This is a genomic window from Glycomyces paridis (assembly GCF_004912155.1).
Lineage (GTDB): Bacteria > Actinomycetota > Actinomycetes > Mycobacteriales > Micromonosporaceae > Glycomyces > Glycomyces paridis.
In genome coordinates this window covers 1-23843 of record NZ_STGX01000003.1, presented here as the reverse complement: position 1 = coordinate 23843, position 23843 = coordinate 1, and the positions used below count along the sequence as shown (strand labels likewise).

The 23843-nt window shown below is 71.0% G+C and carries 19 protein-coding genes; 9 read left to right on the top strand and 10 right to left on the bottom strand.

Features of this window, described 5'->3' with window-relative positions; all coding sequences use genetic code 11:
* Positions 1-2 precede the first annotated feature (2 nt).
* The 3 genes from E9998_RS04295 to E9998_RS04285 all read right to left on the bottom strand — a co-directional run bounded on the left by E9998_RS04295 (position 3) and on the right by E9998_RS04285 (position 2931).
* Positions 3-206, bottom strand: coding sequence for a cold-shock protein (locus E9998_RS04295; protein WP_030161360.1), 204 nt, complete (start codon positions 204-206; stop codon positions 3-5).
* 289 nt (positions 207-495) lie between these two features.
* The gene (locus E9998_RS04290; protein WP_136528804.1) at positions 496-2490 is read right to left on the bottom strand and encodes an ABC transporter ATP-binding protein; all 1995 of its coding nucleotides are present in this window, start codon (positions 2488-2490) and stop codon (positions 496-498) included.
* Between the two features lie 174 nt (positions 2491-2664).
* Positions 2665-2931, bottom strand: a complete 267-nt coding sequence (locus E9998_RS04285) for a helix-turn-helix domain-containing protein (RefSeq protein WP_204745254.1) — start codon at positions 2929-2931, stop codon at positions 2665-2667.
* Between the two features lie 104 nt (positions 2932-3035).
* Here E9998_RS04285 and E9998_RS04280 point away from each other — a divergent pair, with 104 nt between their 5' ends.
* Positions 3036-4301, top strand: a complete 1266-nt coding sequence (locus E9998_RS04280) for a hypothetical protein (protein WP_136528478.1) — start codon at positions 3036-3038, stop codon at positions 4299-4301.
* A 39-nt stretch (positions 4302-4340) separates the two neighbouring features.
* Here E9998_RS04280 and E9998_RS04275 read toward each other — a convergent pair whose 3' ends face one another.
* On the bottom strand, positions 4341-5960 hold the full coding sequence (locus tag E9998_RS04275; protein WP_136528477.1) for an ABC-F family ATP-binding cassette domain-containing protein: 1620 nt from the start codon (positions 5958-5960) through the stop codon (positions 4341-4343).
* Between the two features lie 377 nt (positions 5961-6337).
* Here E9998_RS04275 and E9998_RS04270 point away from each other — a divergent pair, with 377 nt between their 5' ends.
* A complete protein-coding gene (locus E9998_RS04270) occupies positions 6338-7045 on the top strand; it encodes a M23 family metallopeptidase (RefSeq protein ID WP_158299689.1) in 708 nt (235 codons plus the stop codon).
* Positions 7046-7162: 117 nt separating this feature from the next.
* On the opposite strand, the gene E9998_RS04265 is transcribed toward E9998_RS04270, so the two are convergent.
* The 3 genes from E9998_RS04265 to E9998_RS04255 form a co-directional block, all read right to left on the bottom strand.
* A complete protein-coding gene (locus E9998_RS04265) occupies positions 7163-8155 on the bottom strand; it encodes a LacI family DNA-binding transcriptional regulator (RefSeq protein WP_136528475.1) in 993 nt (330 codons plus the stop codon).
* Positions 8155-10986: a glycoside hydrolase family 3 protein gene (locus tag E9998_RS04260; RefSeq protein WP_136528474.1), complete on the bottom strand. Its 2832-nt coding sequence runs from the start codon at positions 10984-10986 to the stop codon at positions 8155-8157. Before E9998_RS04260 ends, E9998_RS04265 begins: the two co-directional genes overlap by 1 nt.
* Positions 10987-11280: 294 nt before the next feature.
* Positions 11281-12525 carry an ROK family protein gene (locus E9998_RS04255; RefSeq protein WP_204745253.1) on the bottom strand — a complete coding sequence of 415 codons (1245 nt, stop codon included), beginning with the start codon at positions 12523-12525 and terminating at the stop codon, positions 11281-11283.
* Positions 12526-12785: 260 nt separating this feature from the next.
* Here E9998_RS04255 and E9998_RS04250 point away from each other — a divergent pair, with 260 nt between their 5' ends.
* From E9998_RS04250 to E9998_RS04230, 5 genes are all read left to right on the top strand, one after another.
* A complete protein-coding gene (locus E9998_RS04250; RefSeq protein WP_136528473.1) occupies positions 12786-14477 on the top strand; it encodes a type 2 periplasmic-binding domain-containing protein in 1692 nt (563 codons plus the stop codon).
* A gap of 91 nt (positions 14478-14568) precedes the next feature.
* On the top strand, positions 14569-15552 hold the full coding sequence (locus tag E9998_RS04245) for an ABC transporter permease (protein ID WP_136528472.1): 984 nt from the start codon (positions 14569-14571) through the stop codon (positions 15550-15552).
* Positions 15549-16484 (top strand): carbohydrate ABC transporter permease, encoded by a 936-nt coding sequence (locus tag E9998_RS04240; protein ID WP_136528471.1) that lies wholly within the window; start codon positions 15549-15551, stop codon positions 16482-16484. Before E9998_RS04245 ends, E9998_RS04240 begins: the two co-directional genes overlap by 4 nt.
* Before the next feature lie 162 nt (positions 16485-16646).
* The gene (locus E9998_RS04235) at positions 16647-17612 is read left to right on the top strand and encodes an ATP-binding cassette domain-containing protein (protein ID WP_136528470.1); all 966 of its coding nucleotides are present in this window, start codon (positions 16647-16649) and stop codon (positions 17610-17612) included.
* Positions 17609-18418, top strand: coding sequence for an ABC transporter permease (locus E9998_RS04230; RefSeq protein ID WP_136528469.1), 810 nt, complete (start codon positions 17609-17611; stop codon positions 18416-18418). Before E9998_RS04235 ends, E9998_RS04230 begins: the two co-directional genes overlap by 4 nt.
* Here E9998_RS04230 and E9998_RS04225 read toward each other — a convergent pair.
* Positions 18408-21323 carry an AfsR/SARP family transcriptional regulator gene (locus E9998_RS04225; protein WP_158299688.1) on the bottom strand — a complete coding sequence of 972 codons (2916 nt, stop codon included), beginning with the start codon at positions 21321-21323 and terminating at the stop codon, positions 18408-18410. The genes E9998_RS04230 and E9998_RS04225 overlap by 11 nt on opposite strands.
* 361 nt (positions 21324-21684) lie before the next feature.
* On the opposite strand from E9998_RS04225, the gene E9998_RS25150 reads away from it, so the two are divergent.
* Both E9998_RS25150 and E9998_RS04215 read left to right on the top strand, forming a co-directional pair.
* Entirely contained in the window at positions 21685-22173 is a 489-nt protein-coding gene (locus E9998_RS25150; RefSeq protein ID WP_158299687.1) for an Imm1 family immunity protein, read from the top strand.
* Positions 22174-22244: 71 nt separating this feature from the next.
* Positions 22245-22823 (top strand): GNAT family N-acetyltransferase, encoded by a 579-nt coding sequence (locus E9998_RS04215; protein ID WP_136528466.1) that lies wholly within the window; start codon positions 22245-22247, stop codon positions 22821-22823.
* Positions 22824-22942: 119 nt separating this feature from the next.
* Here E9998_RS04215 and E9998_RS04210 read toward each other — a convergent pair whose 3' ends face one another.
* Both E9998_RS04210 and E9998_RS04205 read right to left on the bottom strand, forming a co-directional pair.
* Positions 22943-23425 carry a PIN domain nuclease gene (locus tag E9998_RS04210; protein ID WP_158299686.1) on the bottom strand — a complete coding sequence of 161 codons (483 nt, stop codon included), beginning with the start codon at positions 23423-23425 and terminating at the stop codon, positions 22943-22945.
* Positions 23422-23619 carry a type II toxin-antitoxin system VapB family antitoxin gene (locus E9998_RS04205; RefSeq protein WP_204745252.1) on the bottom strand — a complete coding sequence of 66 codons (198 nt, stop codon included), beginning with the start codon at positions 23617-23619 and terminating at the stop codon, positions 23422-23424. The genes E9998_RS04210 and E9998_RS04205 overlap by 4 nt, the downstream gene beginning before the upstream one ends.
* Positions 23620-23843: the final 224 nt, after the last annotated feature.

Sequence of the window (23843 nt, the reverse complement as noted above, 5' to 3'; positions counted from 1 at the left end):
GCTTAGAGCGCGCGCAGGTTCGCGGCCTGCGGGCCCTTCTTGCCCTGCTCGACGTCGAACTCCACGCGCTGGTTCTCCTCCAGGGAGCGGTAGCCGTTCCCGGTGATCGCGGTGAAGTGGACGAAGATGTCCGGGCCGTCGCCATCGGGAGCGATGAAGCCGAAGCCCTTGTCTGAGTTGAACCACTTAACGGTGCCTTGCGCCATTACTGCTTTTCCTTGCGATGTTGATGTTCGGACCCGCCGCCCGTCCGCTCCCGGGGGTCGCCTCCCGGGCGGGGAACCGGCGTCGCGGTCCGAGATGTGCCGCCGTTCACCGGCGCTTCACCCCTTCGGCGAAGATTGAACCGAAGCGGTCTTTGGACCTTACAGTATCCCTGCTCACACGGCATCCCTCAAAATAACGAATCCTCGCGTCGGGGGGTTGACCTGCGCGGACCGCAGTTCGCCCGTAGCGATATGTGATTCAGGTCACCTAAAAAGCCGAGAAGGCGTCCTAGCGAGCGCCGCCGACCGGTTCCCCACGGCCCGTTGGCAACTCGGCGTCGGAATCAACACCGCTGCGCTCCGCGCCGTACTCATCGTTCGCTCCGCTGCTCCCCGCGCCGTACTCACTGTTCGCTCCGCTGCGCTCCGCGAACTGCGTCTTATACAGCTCGGAATACAGGCCGCCGCGGTCGACGAGATCGTCGTGGGTGCCGGTCTCGACCACGGCGCCGTCCTCCAGGACGACGATCCGGTCGGCGCGGCGGACAGTGGAGAGGCGGTGGGCGATGACCAGGGAGGTGCGGCCCTCCAGGGCCGAGTCCAGGGCGCGCTGGACCGCGGCCTCGGACTCGGAGTCGAGGTGGGCGGTGGCCTCGTCCAGGATCACGATCGGCGGGGCCTTGAGCAGGACCCGGGCGATCGCCAGACGCTGCTTCTCGCCGCCGGAGAAGCGGTAGCCCCGCTCCCCCACGACGGTGTCGAGACCGGATTCGAGGCGGCGCACCGTGGCGCCGATCTGGGCCCGGTCGAGGGCCTCCCAGACCTCCTCGTCGGTCGCGCCCGGCCGCGCGTACAGGAGGTTCTCGCGCACGGTGTCGTGGAACAGGTGCGCGTCCTGGGTGACCATGCCGATGTGCTCGGTCAGCGAGGCCGAGGTCAACTCCCGCACGTCGGTGCCGCCGACCTCGACCGCGCCGGCCGAGACGTCGTACAGGCGCGGCACCAGGCCCGCCGTGGTGGTCTTGCCCGCGCCGGAGGGACCGACCAGGGCGACCAGCTCGCCGGGGGCGACCGAGAAGGAGACGCCGGTGAGGATCTGGCGGCCGTTGTCGGAGCGGTCGGGCCGGGCCAGGTCCTCCAGGCTCGCCAGCGAGACCTCGTCGGGTCCCGGGTAGCGGAAGTCGACGTCGCGGAAGACGATCGAGGCGGCGCCCGCGGGCAGGTCCTTCGCGTCCTCAGCCTCGCGGATGAGCGGCTTGAGGTCGAGGACCTCGAAGACCCGCTGGAAGCTCACGAGGGCGCTCATGACGTCGACGCGCACGTTCGACAGCGCCGTCAGCGGCCCGTACAGGCGCGTCAGCAGCAGCGCCAGCGTGACCACCGTGCCCGCGCTCAGCTGCCCCGAGAAGACCAGGGCGCCGCCCAGGCCGTACGCGAGGGCCTGCGACAGGCCCGCGACGAGGGTGAGCGCGACGATGAAGGTGCGCGCGTACATGGCCGTGGTGATGCCGATGCCGCGCACGCGGTCGGCCTTGCCGGAGAACTCGGCCGACTCGTTCTCGGGGCGCCCGAAGAGCTTCACGAGCATCGCGCCGCCCACGTTGAACCGCTCGGCCATCTGGGTGTGCATGGCCGCGTTGAGGTCGAAGCCCTCCTTGGTGAGCGCCGCGAGCTTGCGCCCGACCCACTTGGCCGGGACGATGAACACCGGGACGAGCACCAGCGACAGCAGCGTGATCTGCCAGGACTGGAAGAACATGACGGCGATGATGAGCGCGACGGCGATGCCGTTGGAGACCAGGCCCGAGAGCGTGCTCGTGAAGGCCCGCTGCGCGCCCATGACGTCGGTGTTCAGCCGCGAGACCAGCGCGCCGGTCTGCGAGCGGGTGAAGAACGCGACCGGCATCGACTGGACGTGGTCGAAGACCGAGCGCCGCAGGTCGTAGATGATGCCCTCGCCGAGCTTCGCGCCGTACCAGCGCATGGCGAGGTTCATGGCGCCCTCGACGACCGCCAGGCCCGCGATGATCGCGGCCAGCGTGATGACGCCCCGCTGGGTGCCGTCGGCGCCGGTCAGCTCGTTGACGATGTCGCCGGCGAGGACCGGGGTCGCCACGCCGATGGCCGCGATGGCGGTCACCAGCGCGAGGAACAGTCCGATGTCGCGCCGGTAGGGCCGGGCGAAGCGGAAGATGCGGCGCTTGACGCCGCTGGAGAGGGTGACGCCCTTGAGGTCGTCAGCGCGCCGCATGGAGCGCATGGCGTCCCAGCCGGCAGATCCCATCGATGACACCGGGCCTCCTGTGGTGCTGGCCCAAGTGCGTTCGTCGGCGGGGTGGGGCTTGGGCGGTCGTGGCGGGGCTCGCGCGCCGGGGCGGCGCCCGCGAGCCGGAATGCAGCCCGGCAACTGTACGTCGCCGCTGTTTTCCCGACCCCTCAACGCCCTGCGGCGCCCGGTTTATTTCCTGAGCGCCCTCCGGGCCCCGCCCCTGGTGCGGAAGTCGACGCCCGCCTCGGCGAGGAGGCGGTGCACGAAGCCGTAGGAGCGGCCTATCGTTGAGGCTATGACCCTGATGCTCTGCCCTTGGCGGTAGGCGCTGGTCACGCGCTCGGTGAGCGCTCGGCGCTCGTCCCCGCGGACCTGCCGGTTCGGATCTGTTCTCGGGGTGTCGGAGACGGTGCCGGGCTGGTCGGCGCCGCTTCGAAGTGGAACCTCGGGAGTCATGAGTTCTTTCCTACGCACGGAGGGTGATGAGGGAACGTTGTGAAGTTTGCCGGACTTTTCTCGCCCGGCGGTCGGTTGTGTCGGATACCCGATAGTTTCGTAACGTGACCGCACCGCAGACCTCCTTCACCGACCGGGTCGAGGCCCTCGCTCCGGCCGGGCCCCGCCACGGTCGGCTGCGCGACATCGCGATCTGGCTGTCGCTGCTGGTGGCGACGTTGACGATGGCGTCGGTCGCGGTGTCGACCTCCGAAGTGGTCGGACCGGCGACGCTGCCGTGGTGGCCCGCGCAGAACCTCTCCCTGCACGTCACGGTCGGCATGGTCGTCGCGCCGCTGACGGCCGCGGCCGTGCTCGTCGCGGCCTCGCGGCCCGCGGCGGCCCGCATGTCCTGGACCACGCTGCTGGTGGCGTCCTATCTCGCCTCCATCACCTGGTCGGCGGCACTGCACACCAATGTGGACCCGACGACGACCTCCACGGCCACCGACGGCGCCCACCGGGCGATCGCGTTCCTGGTGTCCTACAGCGGTTCCGAAGCGGGCCTTGCGATCACGGTCATCGCGCTCTCGTGCCTGACGGTGCCGCTGACGCTCATCGCGGCGAAGTCGGTGTGCGGGCCCGTCGCGGCCCGCGCCCTCGCACCGCTGCTGATCCTGGGCCCTTGGGCGGCCTGGACGACCCTGGGCATGGACGGCGTCGCCGCGGCGGCCTGCGCGGCTGTCCTGGCGTGCGGCGCGGTCGTCTCCGAGCGGCGCGTGCGCGGCGCGGACGCGTTCTGGGGCGCGGCCGCCGCGGGCGGGCTCCTCGGCATCGCGGCGCTCTTGTCCTACGGGGCGGCCTGGTTCGCCGTCTCGCTGCTGTGCCTGTACTTCGCGCGCCGACGCCCGGCGCAGATCCTCGTCTCGGCGGGCGCGGCCCTGGCCGTGCTCGCATTGGCGGCGGCCCTGGGCACCTCGTGGCCGTACGGCCTCATCGACACCTACAACGCGGCGGTCGGCGAGATCGCGGCCCACCCGGGCCAGCTGTGGTGGCTGGCGCTCATGCCCGCGCTCGTGTGCGTCGCGTGCGGTCCGGCGATCGTGGAGAGCCTGCGCCGCTTCGGGACGGGCCCGGCGTGGCCGCTCATGATCGGCCCGCTTCTGGCGCTCATGATCGCCCCGCTGAGCGGCTCGAACCCCGAGCACCCCGAATACGGGTGGATCGCCCTGTGCCCGTGGCTGATCGTGGCCTCCACGACGCCGGTGCAGCGCCTCGCAGCGCAGTCGGCGCCGAAGCCGGGCAGGCGGCGGCGCCGCTCGGTCCAGGTGCCGCTGGTGACGGCGGCGGCGGGCGCGTGCGCGGCCGTCGTGCTCATGTATTCAGGCTGAGCCTCGGGCTGAGCCCGAGGGCCGGCGCGGCCCCGCCGGTCAGGCGAGTTCGACGAGCTCCATCAGCTCGTCCGACCACAGGTCCTCGTCGCCGTCGGGCAGGAGGATCGCCCGCTCGGGGCGCAGGGCCTCGACCGCGCCCGGGTCGTGGGTGACCATGACGATCGCGCCGGTGAAGCCGTCCACGGCGTCGAGCACCTGCTGGCGGCTGGCCGGGTCGAGGTTGTTCGTCGGCTCGTCCAGCAGCAGCACGTTCGCGCCCGAGGACACCAGGCTCGCCAGCGCGAGCCGGGTCTTCTCGCCGCCGGAGAGGACGTGCACGGGCTTGTGGACGTCGTCGCCGGGGAACAGGAACGCGCCGAGGATCTTGCGCAGTTCCGAGTCGGGCAGGTCGGCGCCGGAGTCGGAGGCGGCCGACTGCATCTGCTCCAGGACGGTGCCGGTGTGGTCGAGCGTGTCGTGCTCCTGCGCGAAGTAGCCGATGCGCAGGCCGTAGCCGGGTTCGACCTGACCGGTGTCGGGTTCGAGGGTGCCGGCGAGCATCCGCAGCAGCGTGGTCTTGCCCGCGCCGTTGAGGCCGAGGATGACGACGCGGGAGCCGCGGTCGATGGCGAGGTCGACGCCGGTGAAGATCTCCAGCGAGCCGTAGGACTTGGACAGGCCGGAGGCGGTGAGCGGGACCTTGCCGCAGGGGGCGGGCTGGGGGAGGCGCACGTCGGCGACCTTCTCCTGAATGAGGTCCTCTTCGAGGTTGTCGAGCATCTCCTCGGCGCGGCGGATCATGCCCTTGGCGGCTTTGGCCTTGGTGGCCTTGGCGCCGAGCTTAGCGGCCTGCTTGGTGAGGGTGGCGGCCTTCTTCTCGGCGTTGGCGCGCTCGCGGCGGCGGCGTTCGGCGTCCTCGGCGCGCTGGCGCTGGTAGGCCTTCCAGCCGAGGTTGTAGATGTCGATGACCGAGCGGGTGGGGTCGAGGAACCAGACGGTGTTGACGACCTCGTCGAGGAGTTCGACGTCGTGGGTGATGAGGACGAGGCCGCCCTTGTGCCCGGCGAGGAAGCCGCGGAGCCAGTTGATGGAGTCGGCGTCGAGGTGGTTGGTGGGCTCGTCGAGGAGGAGGATGCCGTCGCCGTCGTCGGAGAAGAGGATGCGGGCGAGTTCGACGCGGCGGCGCTGGCCGCCGGAGAGGGTCGAGAGCGGCTGCGCGAGGATGCGGTCTTCGAGGCCGAGCTTGGAGCAGATGCGGGCGGCCTCGGACTCGGCCTGGTAGCCGCCGCGGGCGGAGAACTGCTCTTCGAGGCGGGAGTAGCGGTTGACGAGCTTGTCGCGCCTGGCGTCGTCGGCGACCTCGGCGAGTTCGGCCTCGGTCTTGGCGAGGTCGGACAGGAGCTGGTCGAGGCCGCGGGCGGAGAGGACGCGGTTGGAGGCGGTCTGCGTGAGGTCGGCGAATCGCGGGTCCTGCGGGAGGTAGCCGAAGCGGCCGTTGCTCTCGATGCGGCCGCTGTAGGGCTGGGTGAGGCCCGCGAGGACGTTCATGGTGGTGGTCTTGCCGGCGCCGTTGCGCCCGACGAGTCCGATCCTGTCGCCGGGCTGGATCCGCAGATCGGCCCCGGACAGGAGGATGCGCGAACCGGCGCGCAGCTCGAGACCGGCAGCGGTGATCATGGGGCACTCCTTCAGGCGATGGCGGGCCGAGGCGGCCGCAGGCAGACCTTCCAAGTTTAGGCGGCGTCGTGGGTCACGGCTCCACCGATTACCGGCGGCCTTCCGAAGTCGACCATTCACTGTGCGTCACGCGCCTCGTCCTTTCGGAGGAGGCGCGGCCGCCCCCGGGTGCCGACATGGCCCGCGCAGGGACCAGTTGGGGCGTTGTATCGCCTGGTCATGGGCCGATTGTCGGGATCGGGTCGGGTAGGTTTCCCGACGCTATGGGCACACATGACGAGAACTGCGAATCAGCAGGACGCGAAATGACCAGCCGCCGACTCCGGGCAGTGATCCGGCGGCGCCGAATTCGTCGCGAACGTCACAGCTGGCGTTTCGTGAGCGTCGGCCTCGTGGCCGCGATCTTCGCCGGATGGGTCGTCTCGGCCCTGTCGGGGCAGGCCGCGGCGCAGGCGGCCGACGCCGAGGACCGGGCGGAGGTGACGCTGGTGCAGGCCGACTGGAAGGTCGACGACGTGCTGGCGGACATGGCCGCCGTGCAGGCCTCGCGCGAGCAGGCCGCCACCGTCGCGGCCGAGAAGGCCGAGGCCGAGAAGACGAAGGCCGCCGAGGAGGCCGCCGCCAAGGAGGCCGAGGCGAAGGAGAAGGCGGCCGAGGAGAAGGCCGCTGAAGAGGCCGCCGCGGCCGAGGCCGCCGCCCCCTGGATCTCCCCTTCAGACGCGCGCATCAGCTCGTTCTACGGCCAGCGCGACGGCCGCCTCCACGGCGGCACGGACTTCGCGAACAACGAGGGCGACGCGATCCGCGTGGTCGGCGACGGCACCGTGACCTATGTCGGCTTCGAGGCCGGCGGCTACGGCAACGTCGTGTACGTCGACCACGGGAACGGCGTGGAGACCCGGTACGCGCACGCGACCGACGTCCCGGTGAGCGTCGGCGACGAGCTCTCCAAGGGCGACACCGTGATCTACGCGGGCACCACGGGGAACTCGACCGGCCCGCACCTGCACTTCGAGGTCCTCATCGACGGCGAGAAGGTCGACTCCCTGGCCTGGCTCCAGGAGCAGGGCGTCGACGTCGGCTGACACAGACCGCATTCGCTCCGAAAGGAGGGCGGCGGCCCCGGGACCCCACCTGTTCCGGGGCCGCCGTCGTACGCGAACGGCCCGCGCACTCGTGGAGTGCGCGGGCCGTTCGTCTCGTCAGCGGGCGGTCAGCTGCGGTTCGACCAGGGTCGCGGCGGGGACGTCGAGGCCGTCGAGTTTTCGCATGAGGTGGCGCACGGCGATCTCGGCGAGCGTCTCGGCGGGCACGAGGACCGACGGCAGTTGCGGGTGGACGCGTTCGGCGACCTCGTCGGGGCCGATGACGACCACGTGGAAGTCCTCCCCCACGCGCTTGCCGGCGTCGGCGAGGGCGTGCATGACGTGGCCGACGGCCGGTTCGTTGTGGACCGCGAGGCCCGTCAGGTCCGGGTTGGCCGCGGGGAGTTCCTTGACGGTGCGCTGCACCGAGATCGGGTCGTCCGGGCAGGGCCAGACCGCGGCGCCGGGGCCGGAGCGGCCGAGGAAGCCCTCGCGCACGCGCTCGGCGAAGCCGGTGCGGCGCTCGTAGACCGCCTCGGAGGCGCCCAGGAGGGCGATGTCGCGGCAGCCGCGTTCGACGAGGTAGTCGGCGCAGACCTGCCCGGCGGCCGTGAAGTCGAGGTCGACGCAGGTGAGGCCCTCGGCGTCGGCGGGGAAGCCGATGAGGACGCTGGGGAGGCCGAGGCGGCGCAGGGCCTCGACGCGGGGGTCGCGGACCTCCACGTCCATGAGGATGAGCCCGTCGACCATGGCCGAGGCGGCGACCCGCGCGAGTCCGGCGGGTCCTTCGTCGGCGGTCATGAGGAGCACGTCCTGGTCCTGGCGGCGGGCCTCGGTGACGGCGCCCGAGGCGAACTGCATGAGCACCGGCAGGTGCATGCCGTCGCGCAGGGGCAGCATCATCGCGAGGACGCCCGAGCGCCGGGAGGCGAGCGAGCGCGCCCCGGCGTGCGGGTGGTAGCCGAGTTCGGCGACCGCCTCCATGACGCGCCGCGCCGTGTCCGGGGAGATGGACCGCTTGCCGCTGAGCACGTAGGAGACCGTGCTGGCCGCTACCCCGGCGCGCGCCGCGACGTCGGCGATGGTGACGCCGCGGCCCGGTGCGGCCACTAGGACGCCTCCGCGAAGGCGAGGGTGGACAGGCGGACGGGGCCCTCGAAGGAGACGTAGAGGTCCTTGACGCCTTCGGTGCGGGCGAGGTCGACGGTGACGTCCGCGTAGTCGTAGACGCCGCCGGTGGCGGGCGTGTCGATCTTGGCGAGGAGGTCGCCGTCGAGCGGATCGTCGGCGCGGAGGGTGAGCTGGGAGGCCGGTCCGGCGACGCGGGCGGTGACGGCGGTGTAGCCGCCCTCGCGGAAGTCGCAGTCGCCGAGCATGATCCAGCCGCCGGCCTCTTCGGCGGCGATGACGTCGCCCGAGGTGCGCGACTCGTCGCGCCACAGGACGCCGGAGTAGGCGTCGTTCGCGGTGGCGGCGACGGGGGCCGCGAGGTCGCGGGCGGGGACGACCTCGCCGTCGACGCGGACCGAGGCCGACAGGACGATGTTCGCGGCCGAGCGGCCGACCATGAGGCGCTGGCGGCTCTTCTCGACGATCATGCGCCCGGTGACGTTGTCCCAGTGGGCGAGGTCGTCCACGGCGACGGTGAAGGCGACGGTGCGCGTCTCGCCCGCGGCGAGGCGGACCTTGTCGAAGCCGCGGAGCTGGCGCAGCGGCTGCTTGACGCGCGAGCCGCACTGGTGGGAGTAGAGCTGGACGACCTCGACGCCGTCGCGGTCGCCGGTGTTGGCGACCTCGACGGTGACGCGGAGCTCGTCGCCGGGTCCGGCGTGCTCCTTGTCGACGGTGAGGTTCGCGTACTTGAACTCGGCGTAGGAGTGGCCGTGCCCGAACGGGTAGAGCGGCTGGCCGAGGTAGTACAGGTAGGTCGCGTCGGAGGCGACGATGTCGTAGTCGAGCATCGCGGGCAGCTCGGCGGCGCCGGTGTACCAGGTCTGCGGCAGGCGGCCCTCGACGTCGCGGTCGCCGTAGAGGACGTCGGCAAGGGCGTTGCCCCACTCCTGTCCGCCGTGGCCCGACCACAGGACCGCGGGCACGTGCTTGGCGGCCCAGGTCGCGGAGTAGGGGTAGGAGGAGGTGGTGACGAGGATCGTGTTCGGGTTCGCGGCGAGGACGGTCCCGAGGATCCAGCGCTGGGACGAGGGCAGTTCGAGGTCGGTGCGGTCCTCGGTCTCGCGGCCGTTGACGAGCGGGTGGTCGCCGAGGACGAGGACGGCGACGTCGGCGTCGCGGGCGAGTTCGGCGGCGGCCTCGCGGCCCTTGACCACGAAGTCGAAGTCGAACTCGGCGGCGTCGGCCCGGTCCTCGGCGAGGCCGACCCGGCCGTCCTGGAGGGCGAGCCACCGGCCCGGGGCGCCTTCGGGGCCGTGGCGCTGCTGGACGGCGAGCTTGCCGCCTTCGAGCTCGACGATGGTGAAGGTCTCGTGGACGTCGAACTCGTGGGGGCCGGTCGAGTCGGCGCCCACGGTCCCGTCGCGGCGGCCGTCGAGGTAGAGGCCGGTGGCGACGTTGCGCGCGGTGTAGGACCAGCCGCCCCAGTCGAACAGGTCGAACTGGGCGGCGGCGCCGACGGTGTCGGTGATCTCCAGGGCCTTGCCGTCCTCGACGGCGGTCACGTAGCCGGTCTTGTGGCGCAGGCGGATGCGGTCGACGCCTTCGGTGTGGACCACCTCGGCGCGCTCGGCGAGGGCCTGGCGCGCGGTGACGGCGTACGGGAGCGTCCCGGAGTACCAGTCCTGCATCTGGACGTCGGCGAGCGGGCCGATGACGGCGATCTTCTTGGGCGCCTGCTTGCCCGGGCCCTGGAGCGGCAGGATGCCGTTGTTCTGGAGGAGGGTGATCGACTGGGCGGCGGCCTCGCGGGCGAGGGCGCGGTGCTCGGGCGAGTTCACCGCTTCGCGGCCGATGCCCGCGTAGGGGTCCTCGGGGTCGAACTCGCCGAGGCCGAAGCGCACGAAGAGGTTGCGGCGCACGGCGGTGTCGATGTCGGCCTCGTCGAGGAGGCCGCGTTCGAGGGCGGCGGCGAGGTGGCCGAGGACCTCGTCGGGGCGGTCGTCGTCCTGGGTGAAGGAGTCGAGCCCGGCCTTGACGGCGGCGGCGTACGCGGTGGGGAGGTCCTCGAAGTAGCCCTGGAGCTGGGCGAGGTTGTTGGGGGCGTAGGCGTCCGAGACGATGAAGACCTCGTCGTCGGTCCAGGTGCGCAGCTCGTCGTTGACCAGGGGCGTCACGTGCGCGGGGCGGCCGTTGACGAGGTTGTAGGAGAGCATGACCGCGACCGCGTCGCCGCCCGCCAGTGCCGGGCGGTGGGCGGCGAACTCGTACTCGCGCAGCACCCGCGGCGGCATGTTCGAGGAGGTGGTGCAGCGGTCGGCCTCGTTGCCGTAGGCGAGGAAGTGCTTGACGGTGGGGGCGGTCTTCCAGACCTCGCCATCGCCCTTGAGCCCGCGCGCGTAGGCGGCGCCCATGAGGCCGGTCATCCACGCGTCCTCGGAGTAGCCCTCCTCGTTGCGGCCCCAGCGGGGGTCGCGCAGCGGGTTGACGGTGGGGGCCCAGACGTTGCGCCCGACCTTGACGGGGTCCTCGTGGTTGAAGGCGAGGACCTCGTCGGCGACGGCGGCGCCGACCTGTTCGACGAGCTCGGGGTTCCAGGTGGCGCCGAGCGCGACGACCTGGGGGAAGACGGTGGCCTCGCCGAGCCAGGCGAGGCCGTGGAGGGCTTCGGTGCCGGTCTTGAACGGGCCCATGCCGAGCCGTTCGACGGGCCGGTGGTACTGGTGGAGGAGTCCGAGCTTCTCTTCGAGCGTGAGGCGGGAGAGGAGGTCGGCGATGCGGTCGTCGCGGGAAAGACTGGTGTCGCGGAAGGCGGGACGCGGGTCGTTCATGTGGGACTTCCTTGTGGACTTCGCTGTCGCTGGCTGTGCGGGGCGCCTGGGGTGGAGACGGTGCCGGGTGTGATCTCCGCCGTCGAAGCGCTTCGATGACGATGGCGTTACAGCTGGTGACGGCTTTCGAAGCGCTTCGATTGGGATTGCAAGATTTCTACACCCGGGCCCGGCCCGGCGTCAAGGCCGCGTACGGGCGCCAACGTGTGCTAATGACGGTTTTCACCGCTTCCGCGAGGCGGGGGCCTGCGAAAACGGTCGGGGTAACAATCGCGAAACAACCGTGGGAGCGTGTCAACGCCCGAGCGGGGTGGGCATCCTTCCCGCGTCGATGTCGTTGAGGATGCCGGTCGCCGCGCCGAGCGCGGGCGCCTCGTGGCCGAGGGAGGAGACGACGACCTCGACGCCCCCGGACTCGGGCGCGAACGCGCGCGAGCCCAGCTCGGCCTCGGCCGCGGGCAGGAGCCACGGGCTCAGGGCCTGGTAGTGGCCGCCGAGGACCACGACCTCGGGGTTGAGCAGGTCCACGGCGAGGGCGATGCCCGCGCCGAGCGCGCGGCCCATGCGCTCCAGGACCGCGATGACGCGGTCCTCCCCCGCGCGGGCCCGGGTGACGATGTCCTCGACCTCGGCCTCCACCTCGGTGGAGTTGATGTCCTCGGCCTCGGAGAGCTCGATCAGGGCGGTGCGGATGCTCGCGAGGTCCTCGACGCGACCGATGCTCCCGTCGATCTCGACGAAGAGGTTCCCGAACTCGCCCGCGAAGCCCGCGGCGCCGCGGCGCAGCTCGCCGTCGATGATGAGGCCGGCGCCGAGGCCGATCTCGCCGGTCAGGTAGATCATGTTCGACATGTCGGCCCAGGCGCCGAAGCGCTGCTCGGCGACCGCGCCCAGGTTGGCGTCGTTGTCGACCGAGACGGCGTACTGCGGGTCGCGCATGGCGCTGCGCAGGCGGGAGGCGAGGTCGAAGTCCGTCCAGCCCAGCCGGGGCGCGTTGCGCACGACGCCCTTGTGGTCGATCATGCTCGGGACGGCGACGGCGAGGCCGAGGATCTGGCGGCCCTCGGCGTCCATCTTGTCCACCGCCCGCTTGGCGAGCCCGGCGATGGCCGAGACCGACCGGCCCGCCGAGGAGCCCGCGCCGTCGTGGGCGCGCCGCCAGCTCAGGAGCCGGTTGCCCGCCAGGTCGACCGCGACCAGGGCCATGTAGTCCACGTTGACCTCGACGCCGATCGAGGCGTAGTAGCCGCTGTCGACGCTCAGGAGCACCGCGGGGCGCCCGATGTTGCCGATGACCGAGCCGGACTCGCGCAGGACGCGGCGCTCGATGAGCTCGGCGACGAGCGAGGAGACCGTGGCCTTGTTCAGGCCGGTCTTGGCCGCCAGGTCGGCGCGCGAGCACCGGCCCTCGACGCGGACCTGCCGGAGGACGAAGCCCAGGTTGTTGGCCCGCACGTCGGTGAAGTCGGCGCGCTTGGCGCGTCGCAGCGCTTCGTCGCCGTCCGGTCCGGCCGACTTCGCCGCTATGCGCATCGCCATGTTCTCCTCCAGATGTAACTCGTGACCCATTCTCGGGGATGGCGACAAGCGCTAGGTGAGCAGTCCCCGACGGTGTCGCATGCGCGCGTTCACCGGCAAGGGCCGTTCCCCAATCGTGATCAATCCGCGCCCGTTTCGCCTGACCCCCGGCTTGTGCGGGCTGTCACCGTGCGCTACTTTAGTTTATCGAATAGCCGAACTAATTGCGGCTACACCCCCCTAGTACCAACCCTCACCAGTACGACCGAAAGGACAGCAACGTGGCTACTCCCTCCGACAGGTCGCCCATCCGGCGCCGCTCCCTGTTCAAGGTGGCCGGTCTCGGCGCCGCCGGGGCCGCGGGCCTGCCCATCCTCGCCGCCTGCGGCGACATCGAGTCGGGCGACGGCGCCGCCCAGGCGACCGAGGGCTTCGACTTCCTGCCGACCTACAAGGAGTACGAGCTCCCGGTCCAGCCCGACCTCGTGGGCGAGCCGCCGAACCACCCTTCGGGCTTCACCACCTACCCCGAGCCGGCGCCGGCCATCACCACGGCCGCCGAGGGCAAGGGCGAGTACGAGATCACCGTCGCGATGTGGGGCTCGCCCCCGGCCGGCGACGACCCGTACTTCGCGACCCTCCAGGAGGCGTGGGGCGGCACCAAGATCAACCTGCGCCAGGCCGACGGCAACACCTTCGCCGACACCTCGGTGCAGTGGCTGGCCGCCAACGAGTTCGGCGACGGCATCAACATCTTCGCCTGGATGCTCTACGCGCACCCGAACTTCCAGGAGACGGTGGTCAACACCTTCTACGACCTCACCGACATCATCAAGGGCGACATCTCCGAGCGCTGGCCGCTCCTCGCCGGCGAGCCCACGAACTCCTGGGGCCAGTCGGTGTGGTCCACCGACCCCGAGGACCCCGAGACCGCCCGCGTCTTCGGCATCCCGTCGAACTTCTCCGGCGGCCCCGGCAACGGCGTGTTCGTGCGCACCGACCTCCTCGAAGACGCCGGTCTGGCGATGCCGACCACCGTCGAAGAGGTCCTCGAAGTCGCCCGCGCCTGGTCCGACGACGCCAACGGCAAGTGGGCCTTCCTCAACCTCGACTACGTCTCCCCCGAGTGGTTCGGCCTCGCCTCCGGCGACGGCTGGGCGTACATCGACGGCAAGCTCGTCCACAACTGCGAGCGTCCCGAGTACACCGAGTGGCTCGAATTCCGCCGCACCTGCTGGGACGAGAAGCTGGTCCACCCCGACACCCCCACCGGGACCCTGGACGGGCACGTCCTGCACGTGGACGGCACCATCCTCATGTCCCAGGACGGCATGTCCTGGTGGTCGGACTACTCCAACCAGGTCAAGACCGGCACCGCCGAGGGCGCCATCGAGCCCATCGGCGCGATCGGCTTCAACGGCCGCAAGCCCATCCGGTTCGTCAACTTCAGCGTCGACGGCTGGACCTTCCTGTCCAAGGACCTCACCGAGGACCAGGTCAAGGAGATCCTCGACGTCGCGAACTTCTGCTCGGCGCCTTACGGCACCACCGAGTACGAGCTGCTCAACTACGGCGTCGAGGGCACGCACTTCGAGTACGGCGACGACGGCATCCCGGTCTTCACCGAGGCCGGCACCGGCACCGTCCAGGCCCCGGTCAACCTCAAGACCTTCTCGGGCCAGGTCGAGGTCTTCCTCACCGGCGACCCGGACTTCGTCCAGCGCAAGTTCGAGTACAACGCCTCGGTCAAGGACTTCGCCGAGGTGAACATCTGGGAGGGCATGCGCGTCGAGGGCCCGGCCGACTACAAGTCCGCCGCCCAGACGCTCCTGGACCAGCAGGCCGACATCGCCTTCGGCCGCGCCGAGCTGTCCACGATCCCGGACATGGTCGCGACCTTCCTGGAGAACGGCGGCGAGGCCGCCCGCGAGCACTACACCGCCGCCTACGACAAGCTGCACGGCGACAAGTAAGGCCCAGGCCGGGCGGTCCCGCCTCCCATAGGACCGCCCGGCCTTCTCCCGTCCCCCTGCACCGGCATTGACTGACTGGATCTCATTAGCGATGGCAGCACTGCAAACTTCAGCACCACCCGCCGCGGAGAAGCCCGCCAAGCGGACCTCGCTCCGGCGAAGGCGCTCGATCGGGCAGCGGCTGCGGCACGACTGGCCGCTCCTGCTCATGACCCTCCCGGCCCTCGCGCAGCTCGCGGTGTTCTTCTACTGGCCCTCGTCGTGGAACATCATCGCGTTCATGGACTACAAGACGTACCGGCCGTTCTGGGAGAACCAGTTCGTCGGCGTCGACTGGTTTCTGCGCCTGTTCGACAACCCGTACTTCCTACCGGCGCTGCTGAACACGCTGAAGTACTCCTTCGCGAACCTGCTCTTCCTCTTCCCGCTGTCGATCGTGCTCGCGCTGCTCATGCACAGCGTGGTGTCCACGAAGCTGCGCAGCGTCTTCCAGTCGATCGTGTACCTGCCCTACTTCTTCTCGTGGGTCCTCGTCGTCACGGTGTTCGTGCAGGTCCTCGGCTCCGACGGCCTGGTGAGCAACTGGCTCCTGGGCTTCGGCGGGGAGCGGCTCGACATCATGTCCGACCCGAGCACCTTCACGTTCCTGGCCTGGCTCCAGTGGGCGTGGAAGGACGCGGGCTGGGGCATGATCATCTTCCTGGCCGCGCTCGCCTCGATCAACCCGAGCCTCTACGAGGCCGCGGCCGTCGACGGCGCGAACCGGTGGCGGCGGATGTGGCACATCACCCTCCCGGGCATCCGCCCCGTCATCGTGCTGCTGCTCATCCTCCACATCGGCGGCATCCTCAACGTCGGCTTCGAGCAGTACCAGCTCCAGCGCGACGCCATCGGCTACCAGACGACCGAAGTGCTCGACACGTTCGTGTACTACCGCAGCGTCATCGGCACCGAGGGCCCGTCCTTCGGCACGGCCGCCGGCCTGTTCAAGGGCGTCATCGGCCTGGTGCTGGTGCTGGTGGCGAACAACGTCGCGCACCGCCTCGGAGAGCAAGGGATCTACCAGAAGTCATGACCGCCACCGACATCCCACTCAAGAAGCGCCGCAAGAACACCCGTCCCGCCTGGGACGAGGAGCCGACCTGGTTCGGCAAGATCGCCAAGGCGCTCTTCCTGGTCTGCTACGCCGCGGCCATCGTCATCCCGATCTGGGCGGTCGTCGCCACCAGCTTCGCCAGCGAGGACGCCCTCGCCAAGGCCGGCGGGAACCTGCTGCTCATCCCGAGCGAAGTGAGCGTCAAGGCCTACCAGTCGATCTTCGACGGCGGCGCGCTCACCCGCTCGCTGCTGCTCACCATCGGCCTCACCGCCCTGGGCACCGCGATCTCGATGGTGCTCACCATCGGGGCGGCCTACGGGCTCTCGCGCACCGGCTCGCTCTTCCACCGGCCGCTGCTCATGCTGGTGCTCTTCACGTTCCTGTTCGCGCCGGGCATGTACCCGAGCTACCTGGTGGTCCAGAAGCTCGGCCTGCTCGACTCGTACTGGTCGCTGATCCTGCCGATGGCGCTCAACGCGTTCAACCTCATCGTGCTCAGGTCGTTCTTCATGAACAGCGTCCCGAACGAGCTCATCGACGCCGCGAAGATGGACGGCGCAGGCGAGTTCCGCACGCTCTTCAAGGTCGTCCTGCCGATGTCGAAAGCGATCCTCGCCGTCATCGCGCTGTTCTACGCGGTCGGCTACTGGAACATGTACTTCCAGGCGGTGCTGTACACGCCGGGCCTGGAGACCCAGCCGATCCAGGTGGTGCTCCAGCGGATGCTCCTGTCCACGCAGGGCATCCCGGGCGCCGACGTCGGCCAGTACCAGGCCGCCGAGGCCGCGCCGACGGCCGCGCTCAAGATGGCGGTCGTGGTCTGCACGATCGTCCCGATCGTGATCATGTACCCGTTCATCCAGAAGCACTTCACGAAGGCGATCATCACCGGCGCCATCAAGGGCTGACCGCAGGTCTCCAGGGCCGCCTCCGCTTCGCGGGGGCGGCCCTTTCTCGTGCCTGTCATGCCCTTTCATCCGGTTTCTCGGCGGTGAAAGCGCGGTGCAAGGCGGGTGAAAGGCACCGCGCGCACGCTGGTGGCACAGCAAGCGAAACGGAGAGGCACCCCCATGAAGTACGCGATCGAAGTCCGAGGGCTGAGGAAGTCCTTCGGCGACGTCAACGCCCTCGACGGCGTCGACCTCGGCGCCGCGCCCGGCACCGTCCTCGGCGTCCTGGGCCCCAACGGCGCGGGCAAGACCACGGCCGTCCGCGTCCTGTCCACCCTCACGCGGCCCGACGCGGGCACCGCCCGCGTCCTCGGGCTCGACGTGGCGACCCAGGCGGGCAAGGTGCGCGAGCGCATCGGGCTCACCGGCCAGTACGCCGGGCTCGACCCGAACCTCTCGGGCGAGCAGAACCTCGTCCTCATCGCCCGGCTCCTCGGCGCCTCGCGCCGCCAGGCGAGGGCCCGCGCGAACGAGCTCATCGAGCGGTTCGACCTGGCGCACGCCGCGACCCGGGCCGCCGGGAAGTACTCAGGCGGGATGCGCCGGCGCCTCGACCTGGCGGCCTCCGTCGTGCGCCGCCCCGACGTCCTGTTCCTCGACGAGCCGACGACGGGACTCGACCCGCAGAGCCGCAACGGGCTCTGGCAGGTCGTGCGCGAGCTCGTCGCCGCGGGCACCACCGTCCTGCTCACCACCCAGTACCTGGAGGAGGCCGACCAGCTCGCCGACTCCATCGCGGTCATCGACACCGGCCGGGTCATCGCCTCCGGGACGCCCGCGCAGCTCAAGCAGACCGTCGGCGGCCAGGTCCTGCGCCTGTCCCCCGCCCGCCCCGACGCCGCCGGGCAGCTCGCCCAGCTCGCCGAATGGGCGATCGGGGCCAAGGCCCGCACCGAGGACGGCGCGGTGATCGTGCCGGTCGCCCACGCGGGCGAGGCGCAGGCCGTCATGGTCCGCGTCAACCAGGCCGGGGTCGACCTCGCCGGGTTCGGGCTCCACGAGCCGACCCTCGACGAGGTCTTCCTCCAGCTCACCGGGCACCGCGCCCACACCGAAGCCGAACCCGAGAAGGAGATGGCGGCATGAGCGCCATGAACACCGCCGCGACCGAGACGACCTGGACCACCAAGCGGGGGACGCTCGCGCAGTCCGCCTCGATGGCGGCCCGCTCGCTCGCCTCGATCAAGCACTACCCGGCCCAACTGGTCGACTTCTTCATGATCCCGCTCATGATCCTGCTGTCCATCACGTTCTTCATGGGCGGGCAGATGATGGGCTCCTGGCAGGACTTCCTCCAGTACGCCGGGCCGACCATCATCGCGATGGGCCTGTTCTTCGCGGTGACCTCCACGGGCCTGGGCCTGTACGGGGACATCAAGGAGGGCGTGTTCGACCGCCTCACCGCCATGCCCGTCTCGCGGTTCTCGCTGCTGGCCGGGCGGGTCGCCGCCGACCTCGTCAAGTACGCGTGGGCGCTGCTGGTCGTCGGCGGCGTGGCCTTCGCGATCGGCTACCGCGCCGAGGGCGGCGTCCTCGGCACCGCCGCGGCCGCGGGCGTGCTGCTGCTGTTCCTCTTCGCGGCCTCCTGGAGCATGGTCCTCGTCGGGCTCACCGCCAAGAGCGAGGAGCAGATCCAGACGTGGATGATCAGCCTGCTCATGCCCCTGGCGTACACCTCCACGATCTTCGTGGAGATCGACACCCTGCCCGGGGCGGTCCAGTGGTGGGCCGAGCTCAACCCGCTGACGGCCCTGGCCGACTCGATGCGCGTGTTCCTCGACGGCGGCACCCCCGGCGGCGAGGTCTGGGCCCTGCTCGGCTGGTGCGCCGCGATCCTGGCGGTGTTCGTGCCGCTGTCCCTGCGGGCCTACCGGCGCAAGCTCACGAACTGAACGGCCAGTTGCTGCCGTTGACCATGCCGGCGGCCCGGACCTCCAGGTCCGGGTCGCCGATCTCGTGCGCCACGGCCGCGAGCTGGCGGTACAGCTGCACCGAGACCTCGGAGAAGTCGAGGAACTCCGGCAGGCCCGTCTCGGCGGCCAGCAGCTCCTCGCGGGCCTCGGCGAGGCGCCCGAGGCGGCGCAGGCAGATCGCCGCCGAGGTGCGGGCAGCGATGACGTTCTCCGCGTTGCCGATCCGCTCCGCCCGGCCCCGCACGGCCCGCATCCGGTCGAGGACCGCGGCCGGGTCGTCGCCGTGCTCGGCGTCCAGGCGCCACAGGTGCTCGGCGATCACCGAGTCGGCCACGTCGGCGCCGAACTCGGCCTCGGCCGCCATCGCCCGCTCCAGCAGCCCGCGCGCGCCCGGGTAGTCGCCGTCGGCCATGCGCTCGGCCGCGATGCCCTGGAGCGTGACCACGAGCCCGAACCGCTCCCCCAGCCGCTCGAAGATCGCCAGCGCCTCGGCGTTCTCGGCGCGGGACTGCTCGGTGCGCCCGGCGCGGTGGGAGAAGTCGGAGATGAACAGCAGCCCGATGCCGCGGACCCAGATCTCTCGCTCGGTCTCGGCGACCGCCGCGATGGACCGCAGCGTGGCCTCGTCCTCAGCGAGGAGGGCCCTGATGAGCGGGAGCATCCGCAGGAGCGGTTCGGCCTCGAAGAGGCCGTGGCGCTCGGCCAGGGCCTGGGCCTCGGCGAAGTCCGCGTCGACCTCGGCGGGGTCGAGCCAGCCCGACCACATCCCCCAGGTGCCCGCGAGGGCGGACTTGGCGCGCATGAGCGGCGAGACCTCGCCGGGCATCGCGCGGACGCGCTGCACGAGCTCCTGGCCTTCGCGGCGGTGGCCGCGCATCCAGAAGTACCAGGCGAGGGGCGAGACGGCGCGGTGGGCGACCACGGCGTTCCCGGCGGCGATCATGCGGTAGACGGCGGCGGTGAGGTTGCCGTGGTCGGCGCTGAGCCGGTCGAGCCAGGCGATCTGCTCGGCGCGCATGAGGTGGGGTTCGGCGGCCTCGGCGAGCGCGGCGTAGTGGAGGGCGTGTCGCTCGTAGCGTCCGGCGGTCTCGCCGGCTTCGGCGAGGCGGGCGGCGGCGTATTCGCGGACGGTCTCCAGGAGCCGGTAGCGGCCGCCGGGGAGGCGCTGGACGAGGGACTTGTCGACGAGGTCGGTGATGCGGTCGGCGTCGGTGGAGCAGACCTCGCAGGCGGCGTCGAGGTCGGCGGTGCCGTTGAAGACCGACATGCGGGCGAGGACGAGGCGGCTCTCGGGGTCGAGGAGGTCCCAGCTCCAGTCCACGACGGCGCGGAGGGTGCGCTGGCGGGGGGCGGCGGTGCGGGGGCCGCGTCCGAGGAGGGCGAAGCGGTCGTCGAGGCGGGTGGCGAGGTCGTCGAGGCTCATGCCGCGCAGGCGGGCGGCGGCGAGTTCGATCGCGAGGGGGAGGCCGTCGAGGGCGGTGCAGACCTGGACGACGAGGCCGGCGTTGTCGGCGTCGACGGTGAAGCCGGGGTCGCTCTGGCGGGCGCGTTCTTCGAAGAGGCGGACTGCCGCGTGCGAGCGCTGGGCCTCGGGGGTGTCGTCCGGGTCGGGCAGCGGAAGGGGCCGGAGGTCGAAGACGGTCTCGCCGGTGATGCCGAGGGGTTCGCGGCTGGTGGCGAGGACGCGCAGGCCGGGGACGCCGGAGAGGAGGCGGGCCAGGAGCGCGGCGGCGGCTTCGATGAGGTGTTCGCAGTTGTCGACGGCGAGGACGAGTTCGCGGTTGCGGAGGGCTTCGACGAGGCGGTCGGCGGGTTCGTCGCGGCGGCGGCGGGAGAGGACGGATTCGCCGAGGCCGAGCGCGTCGATGACGATCTCGGGGAGGCGGTCGGGGTCGGCGACGGGGGCGAGTTCGACCATGTGGACGGCGGTGCCTGCGGCGGCGAGGCGGTGGGCGGTCTCGACGGCGAGGCGGGTCTTGCCGGTGCCGCCGGGGCCGGTGAGGGTGACGAGGCGGTTGGACGCGAGGAGGCGTTCGAGGTCGGCGAGTTCGGTCTCGCGGCCGATGCAGGCGGCGAGGGGCTGCGGGAGCCGGTCGGTGGGGGCGGGTTCGGGGGTAACCGGTTCGGCCCTGCCTCCGTCGGACGCGGCCGGTGCGTCGGAGGCGACGCCGCGGAGGACGTCGAGGTGGGCTTCGGCGAGGACGGGTGCGGGGTCGACGCCGAGTTCGTCGGCGAGGGCGTCCCGTACGGCGGTGTAGACGGCGAGCGCTTGGGCGCGGCGTCCGGCGGCGGCGAGGGCGCGGACGTAGCGGGCGGCGTCGGACTCGTTGAGGGGGTCGGCGGCGTGGCGGGCGGCGAGGTCGGCCAGCACGGCGTCGGCGCCGTCGAGGCGCAGGCGCGCGTCGAGGAGGAGGGCGGCGACGGCGTCGCGGCGGGCGGCGAGGCGCACCAGGGCGGCGTCGGCGAAGTCGTAGCCGTCGAGTCCGGCGAGGTCGGTGCCGCGCCACAGGGCGAGGGCGGCTTCGGCGTGCTCGCGGGCGGCGGCGGTCGAGCCGTCGCGGGAGGCGGCTTCGGCGCGGGCGGCGAGGCGTTCGAACTCGTCGGCGTCGGTGTCGGCGGTGAGCCGGTAGCCGCCGGGGCCGCTGGCGATGGCGTCGCCGCCGAGGGCGCGGCGCAGGCGGGAGAGTTGGGTGTGGAGGGCGCCGGCGGCGTTGGCGGGGGGCTCGTGCGGCCAGAGCGCGTCGATGAGGGCGGCGGCGGAGACCGTGCGTCCGGCGTCGAGGGCGAGGCGGGCCAGCAGCGCCCTCTGGCGGCCGGCGGGGACGGCGGGGTCGTTCCCGTCCTCGTCGCGCACTCGCAACGGCCCCAGCAGCTCCACTCGCATGGGTTCTATCTTGCCGCGCGGCGGCGGGTCCGCGGGAGGCGGTCCGGTCCGGGTGTGCGGCGCCTCCTGAGTGGAATCTACGAGTTGCATGGACAGGATGTCACAACACATCAGTACATTTCTGTCAACTTCCCGACTGATCGGCCAAACTGCACGATCGCACACGTACTGTCGTTCACAAACCCGCCGCGGCACGGTAGCGGAGTCGTGGCCCCTACCCCGGAAGCGGCCTCCGACAACGGCGTCGGCGTTCGATTCCAGTACACGAAGTGCGGTGTCCGCCATGGCGATCCCCATTGATTTCCAGCACGATTCCGAAGCCCGCACGTCCTTCTCCCCTGACGCGGAAGGAGCACCGCCGATGAGCGCTGGCCCCGCGGGCGCGCACGTCTCCGGCTACTGCGCCGAGTTCAGCTTGAGCACCAGGGACAACGGGACCCGCATCCTCCTCGCCTACGACCCCGACGGGGTCGCGGCGGCGGTGGCGACGATCGTCGCCTCCGACCTCGTCCAGGTCGCGACCGCGCTCGTGCGCGACCGGCCCGGCTACGCGCCCGGCGGCCGCCCCGACCACGGGCTCAAGATCGTCGCAGACAGGGAGACCGAGGTCGGCGCCCTCGCGTACTACGGCCCCGGCGGCGAAGACTACGGCCCCGGCGCGTGGGTCACCTACTCCGAGCTGCCGAAGGCGCCGGGCATCCGCCTGTACCGGGACATGGACACCGCGAGCGTGTTCCCCGTGGACGCGCACATCGCCTTGAGCACGCTCGCCCGCGCGGTCGAGGACTTCCGGGCCACCGGCGGGCTGCGCCCGACCATGTGCGCCTGGCGCCCCAGCACCGTGTGGTGACCTGAGTGGCGTTCGCCCGTCTGGCGGGACGACCGGGCCGCCCCGGCGCCCCCGCTGGATAGGCTTCGGCCATGAGCAGCAGTGACACGGCCGCCGACGCCGTGACCGTCACGGTGCGCCTCGCGGAGGCCCCGGACGCGACCGCGATCGCCGCGATCGTGAACCACTACATCGCGGGCAGCACCGCGAACTTCCGCACCGAGCCGCAGCCGGCCGCTGAATGGGAGCGCGAGCTGGCCGCGTACGGCGTGCGCTACCCGTGGATCGTCGCCACCGTGCCCGACGGCACCCCCGGCGGCGAGGTGGTCGGCCTGGCCTACGCGAAGCCGTGGAACCCGCGCCAGGCCTACGACTGGACCGCCGAGGCCACCGTGTACGTCGCCGAGGGGCAGCGGGGCCGCAAGGTCGGCTCGACCCTGTACCGCGAGCTGCTCGAACGCCTGGAGTCGCAGGGCTTCCGCAGCGTCATGGCCCTGGTGACGAGCCCGAACCCGGGCTCGGAGGCCCTCCACGCGGCCTTCGGCTTCACGCTCGTCGGCACCATCGACGCCGCGGGCCACAAGTTCGGCGAATGGCACGACGTCGGCGTCTGGCAGCGCCCCCTCGCGAAACTCGCCGACCCCCCGGCCCCCACCCGCCCCGCGCGCTGATCCCGGTTCCAATGGAACTCTGATGCTTCTCGCGGCCAACGCCACGCCCCCGCCCCTAATGTCAAGTGCAAGGGGAAAGCGAATCCTCCTGAGGGTGACAGCGCCGCAAGGCGCGAATCCTACTGATGGGTGTGGGGTAGTGAACCGGGCCCGGAGCAACAGCTCCGGGCCCGGTTCCGTGCACGGAATAAGTCCGCTTCGCCAGGGGGAACGACCCACTCGACGGGCTGGCCGGTGACCTCGGCGATCCGGTCGAAGTCCTTGTCGTAGTGGAGGACGGTGAGTCCGTTCAACTCGGCGGCGGACGCCAGGATCAGGTCGGGGATCTTGACGCTTCGGTGCAGCGAACGCTGAACGAGCCGCCGCTGCACCTCCTTCGCCCGACCGAACACCTCGGGCGTGATGGGCGGCTGCTCGAAGCCGGAGAAGAAGTACTCCAACTTCTGGCTGTCATTCGCGGTCCTAGCGCTAACCTGCTGGTCCATCATCGTAATGTCGCAGATCAGCATTCGCCCCACCGCGGCGAGCGGTGCCAGACGTTCTGCGATGGCCGGTCTGGCATGACGGGCCACGACACTGCTGTCAACCAGGTAGCGGGTCACGGGCCCCACGCCCGTCGCCGCAGCTCCTCGATGTCGAGGTCGGGCAGTCCACCTTCCGCAAGCCACTCTATGAATTGCATCCGCTTCCGGCGGTCGACCGCGGCTTTGAGCGCGGCATTGACGGTCGCCACCTTGGTCTTCGTCCCGAAGATTTCACTGGCCTGGTCCAAGAGGTCGTCATCGAGATTGATCACCGTTCTGGTCATCCTTTTCACCCCCTGAACATACCGATCCAGCCCTCGGGTCAAATCTATTTAGATGGCGTGTCGCATCCTTGAACAAATTTTCTCGACATCTCCAACGATTCGAACGAGATATCAACACGACGGTGGCCCCGGAGCTCTGCTCCGGGGCCACCGTCGTTGTATTCGCTGGTCCTAGCGGACGCCGTAGAGGTGTTCGAGGGCGAGTTGGTCGA

Coding starts and splice junctions, on each gene's coding strand:
- E9998_RS04295 (WP_030161360.1), bottom strand. CDS start 206: ATGGCGCAAGGCACCGTTAAGTGGTTCAACTCAGACAAGGGCTTCGGC.
- E9998_RS04290 (WP_136528804.1), bottom strand. CDS start 2,490: ATGGGATCTGCCGGCTGGGACGCCATGCGCTCCATGCGGCGCGCTGAC.
- E9998_RS04285 (WP_204745254.1), bottom strand. CDS start 2,931: ATGACTCCCGAGGTTCCACTTCGAAGCGGCGCCGACCAGCCCGGCACC.
- E9998_RS04275 (WP_136528477.1), bottom strand. CDS start 5,960: ATGATCACCGCTGCCGGTCTCGAGCTGCGCGCCGGTTCGCGCATCCTC.
- E9998_RS04260 (WP_136528474.1), bottom strand. CDS start 10,986: ATGAACGACCCGCGTCCCGCCTTCCGCGACACCAGTCTTTCCCGCGAC.
- E9998_RS04255 (WP_204745253.1), bottom strand. CDS start 12,525: ATGGCGATGCGCATAGCGGCGAAGTCGGCCGGACCGGACGGCGACGAA.
- E9998_RS04245 (WP_136528472.1), top strand. CDS start 14,569: ATGGCAGCACTGCAAACTTCAGCACCACCCGCCGCGGAGAAGCCCGCC.
- E9998_RS04240 (WP_136528471.1), top strand. CDS start 15,549: ATGACCGCCACCGACATCCCACTCAAGAAGCGCCGCAAGAACACCCGT.
- E9998_RS04235 (WP_136528470.1), top strand. CDS start 16,647: ATGAAGTACGCGATCGAAGTCCGAGGGCTGAGGAAGTCCTTCGGCGAC.
- E9998_RS04230 (WP_136528469.1), top strand. CDS start 17,609: ATGAGCGCCATGAACACCGCCGCGACCGAGACGACCTGGACCACCAAG.
- E9998_RS04225 (WP_158299688.1), bottom strand. CDS start 21,323: ATGCGAGTGGAGCTGCTGGGGCCGTTGCGAGTGCGCGACGAGGACGGG.
- E9998_RS25150 (WP_158299687.1), top strand. CDS start 21,685: ATGAGCGCTGGCCCCGCGGGCGCGCACGTCTCCGGCTACTGCGCCGAG.
- E9998_RS04215 (WP_136528466.1), top strand. CDS start 22,245: ATGAGCAGCAGTGACACGGCCGCCGACGCCGTGACCGTCACGGTGCGC.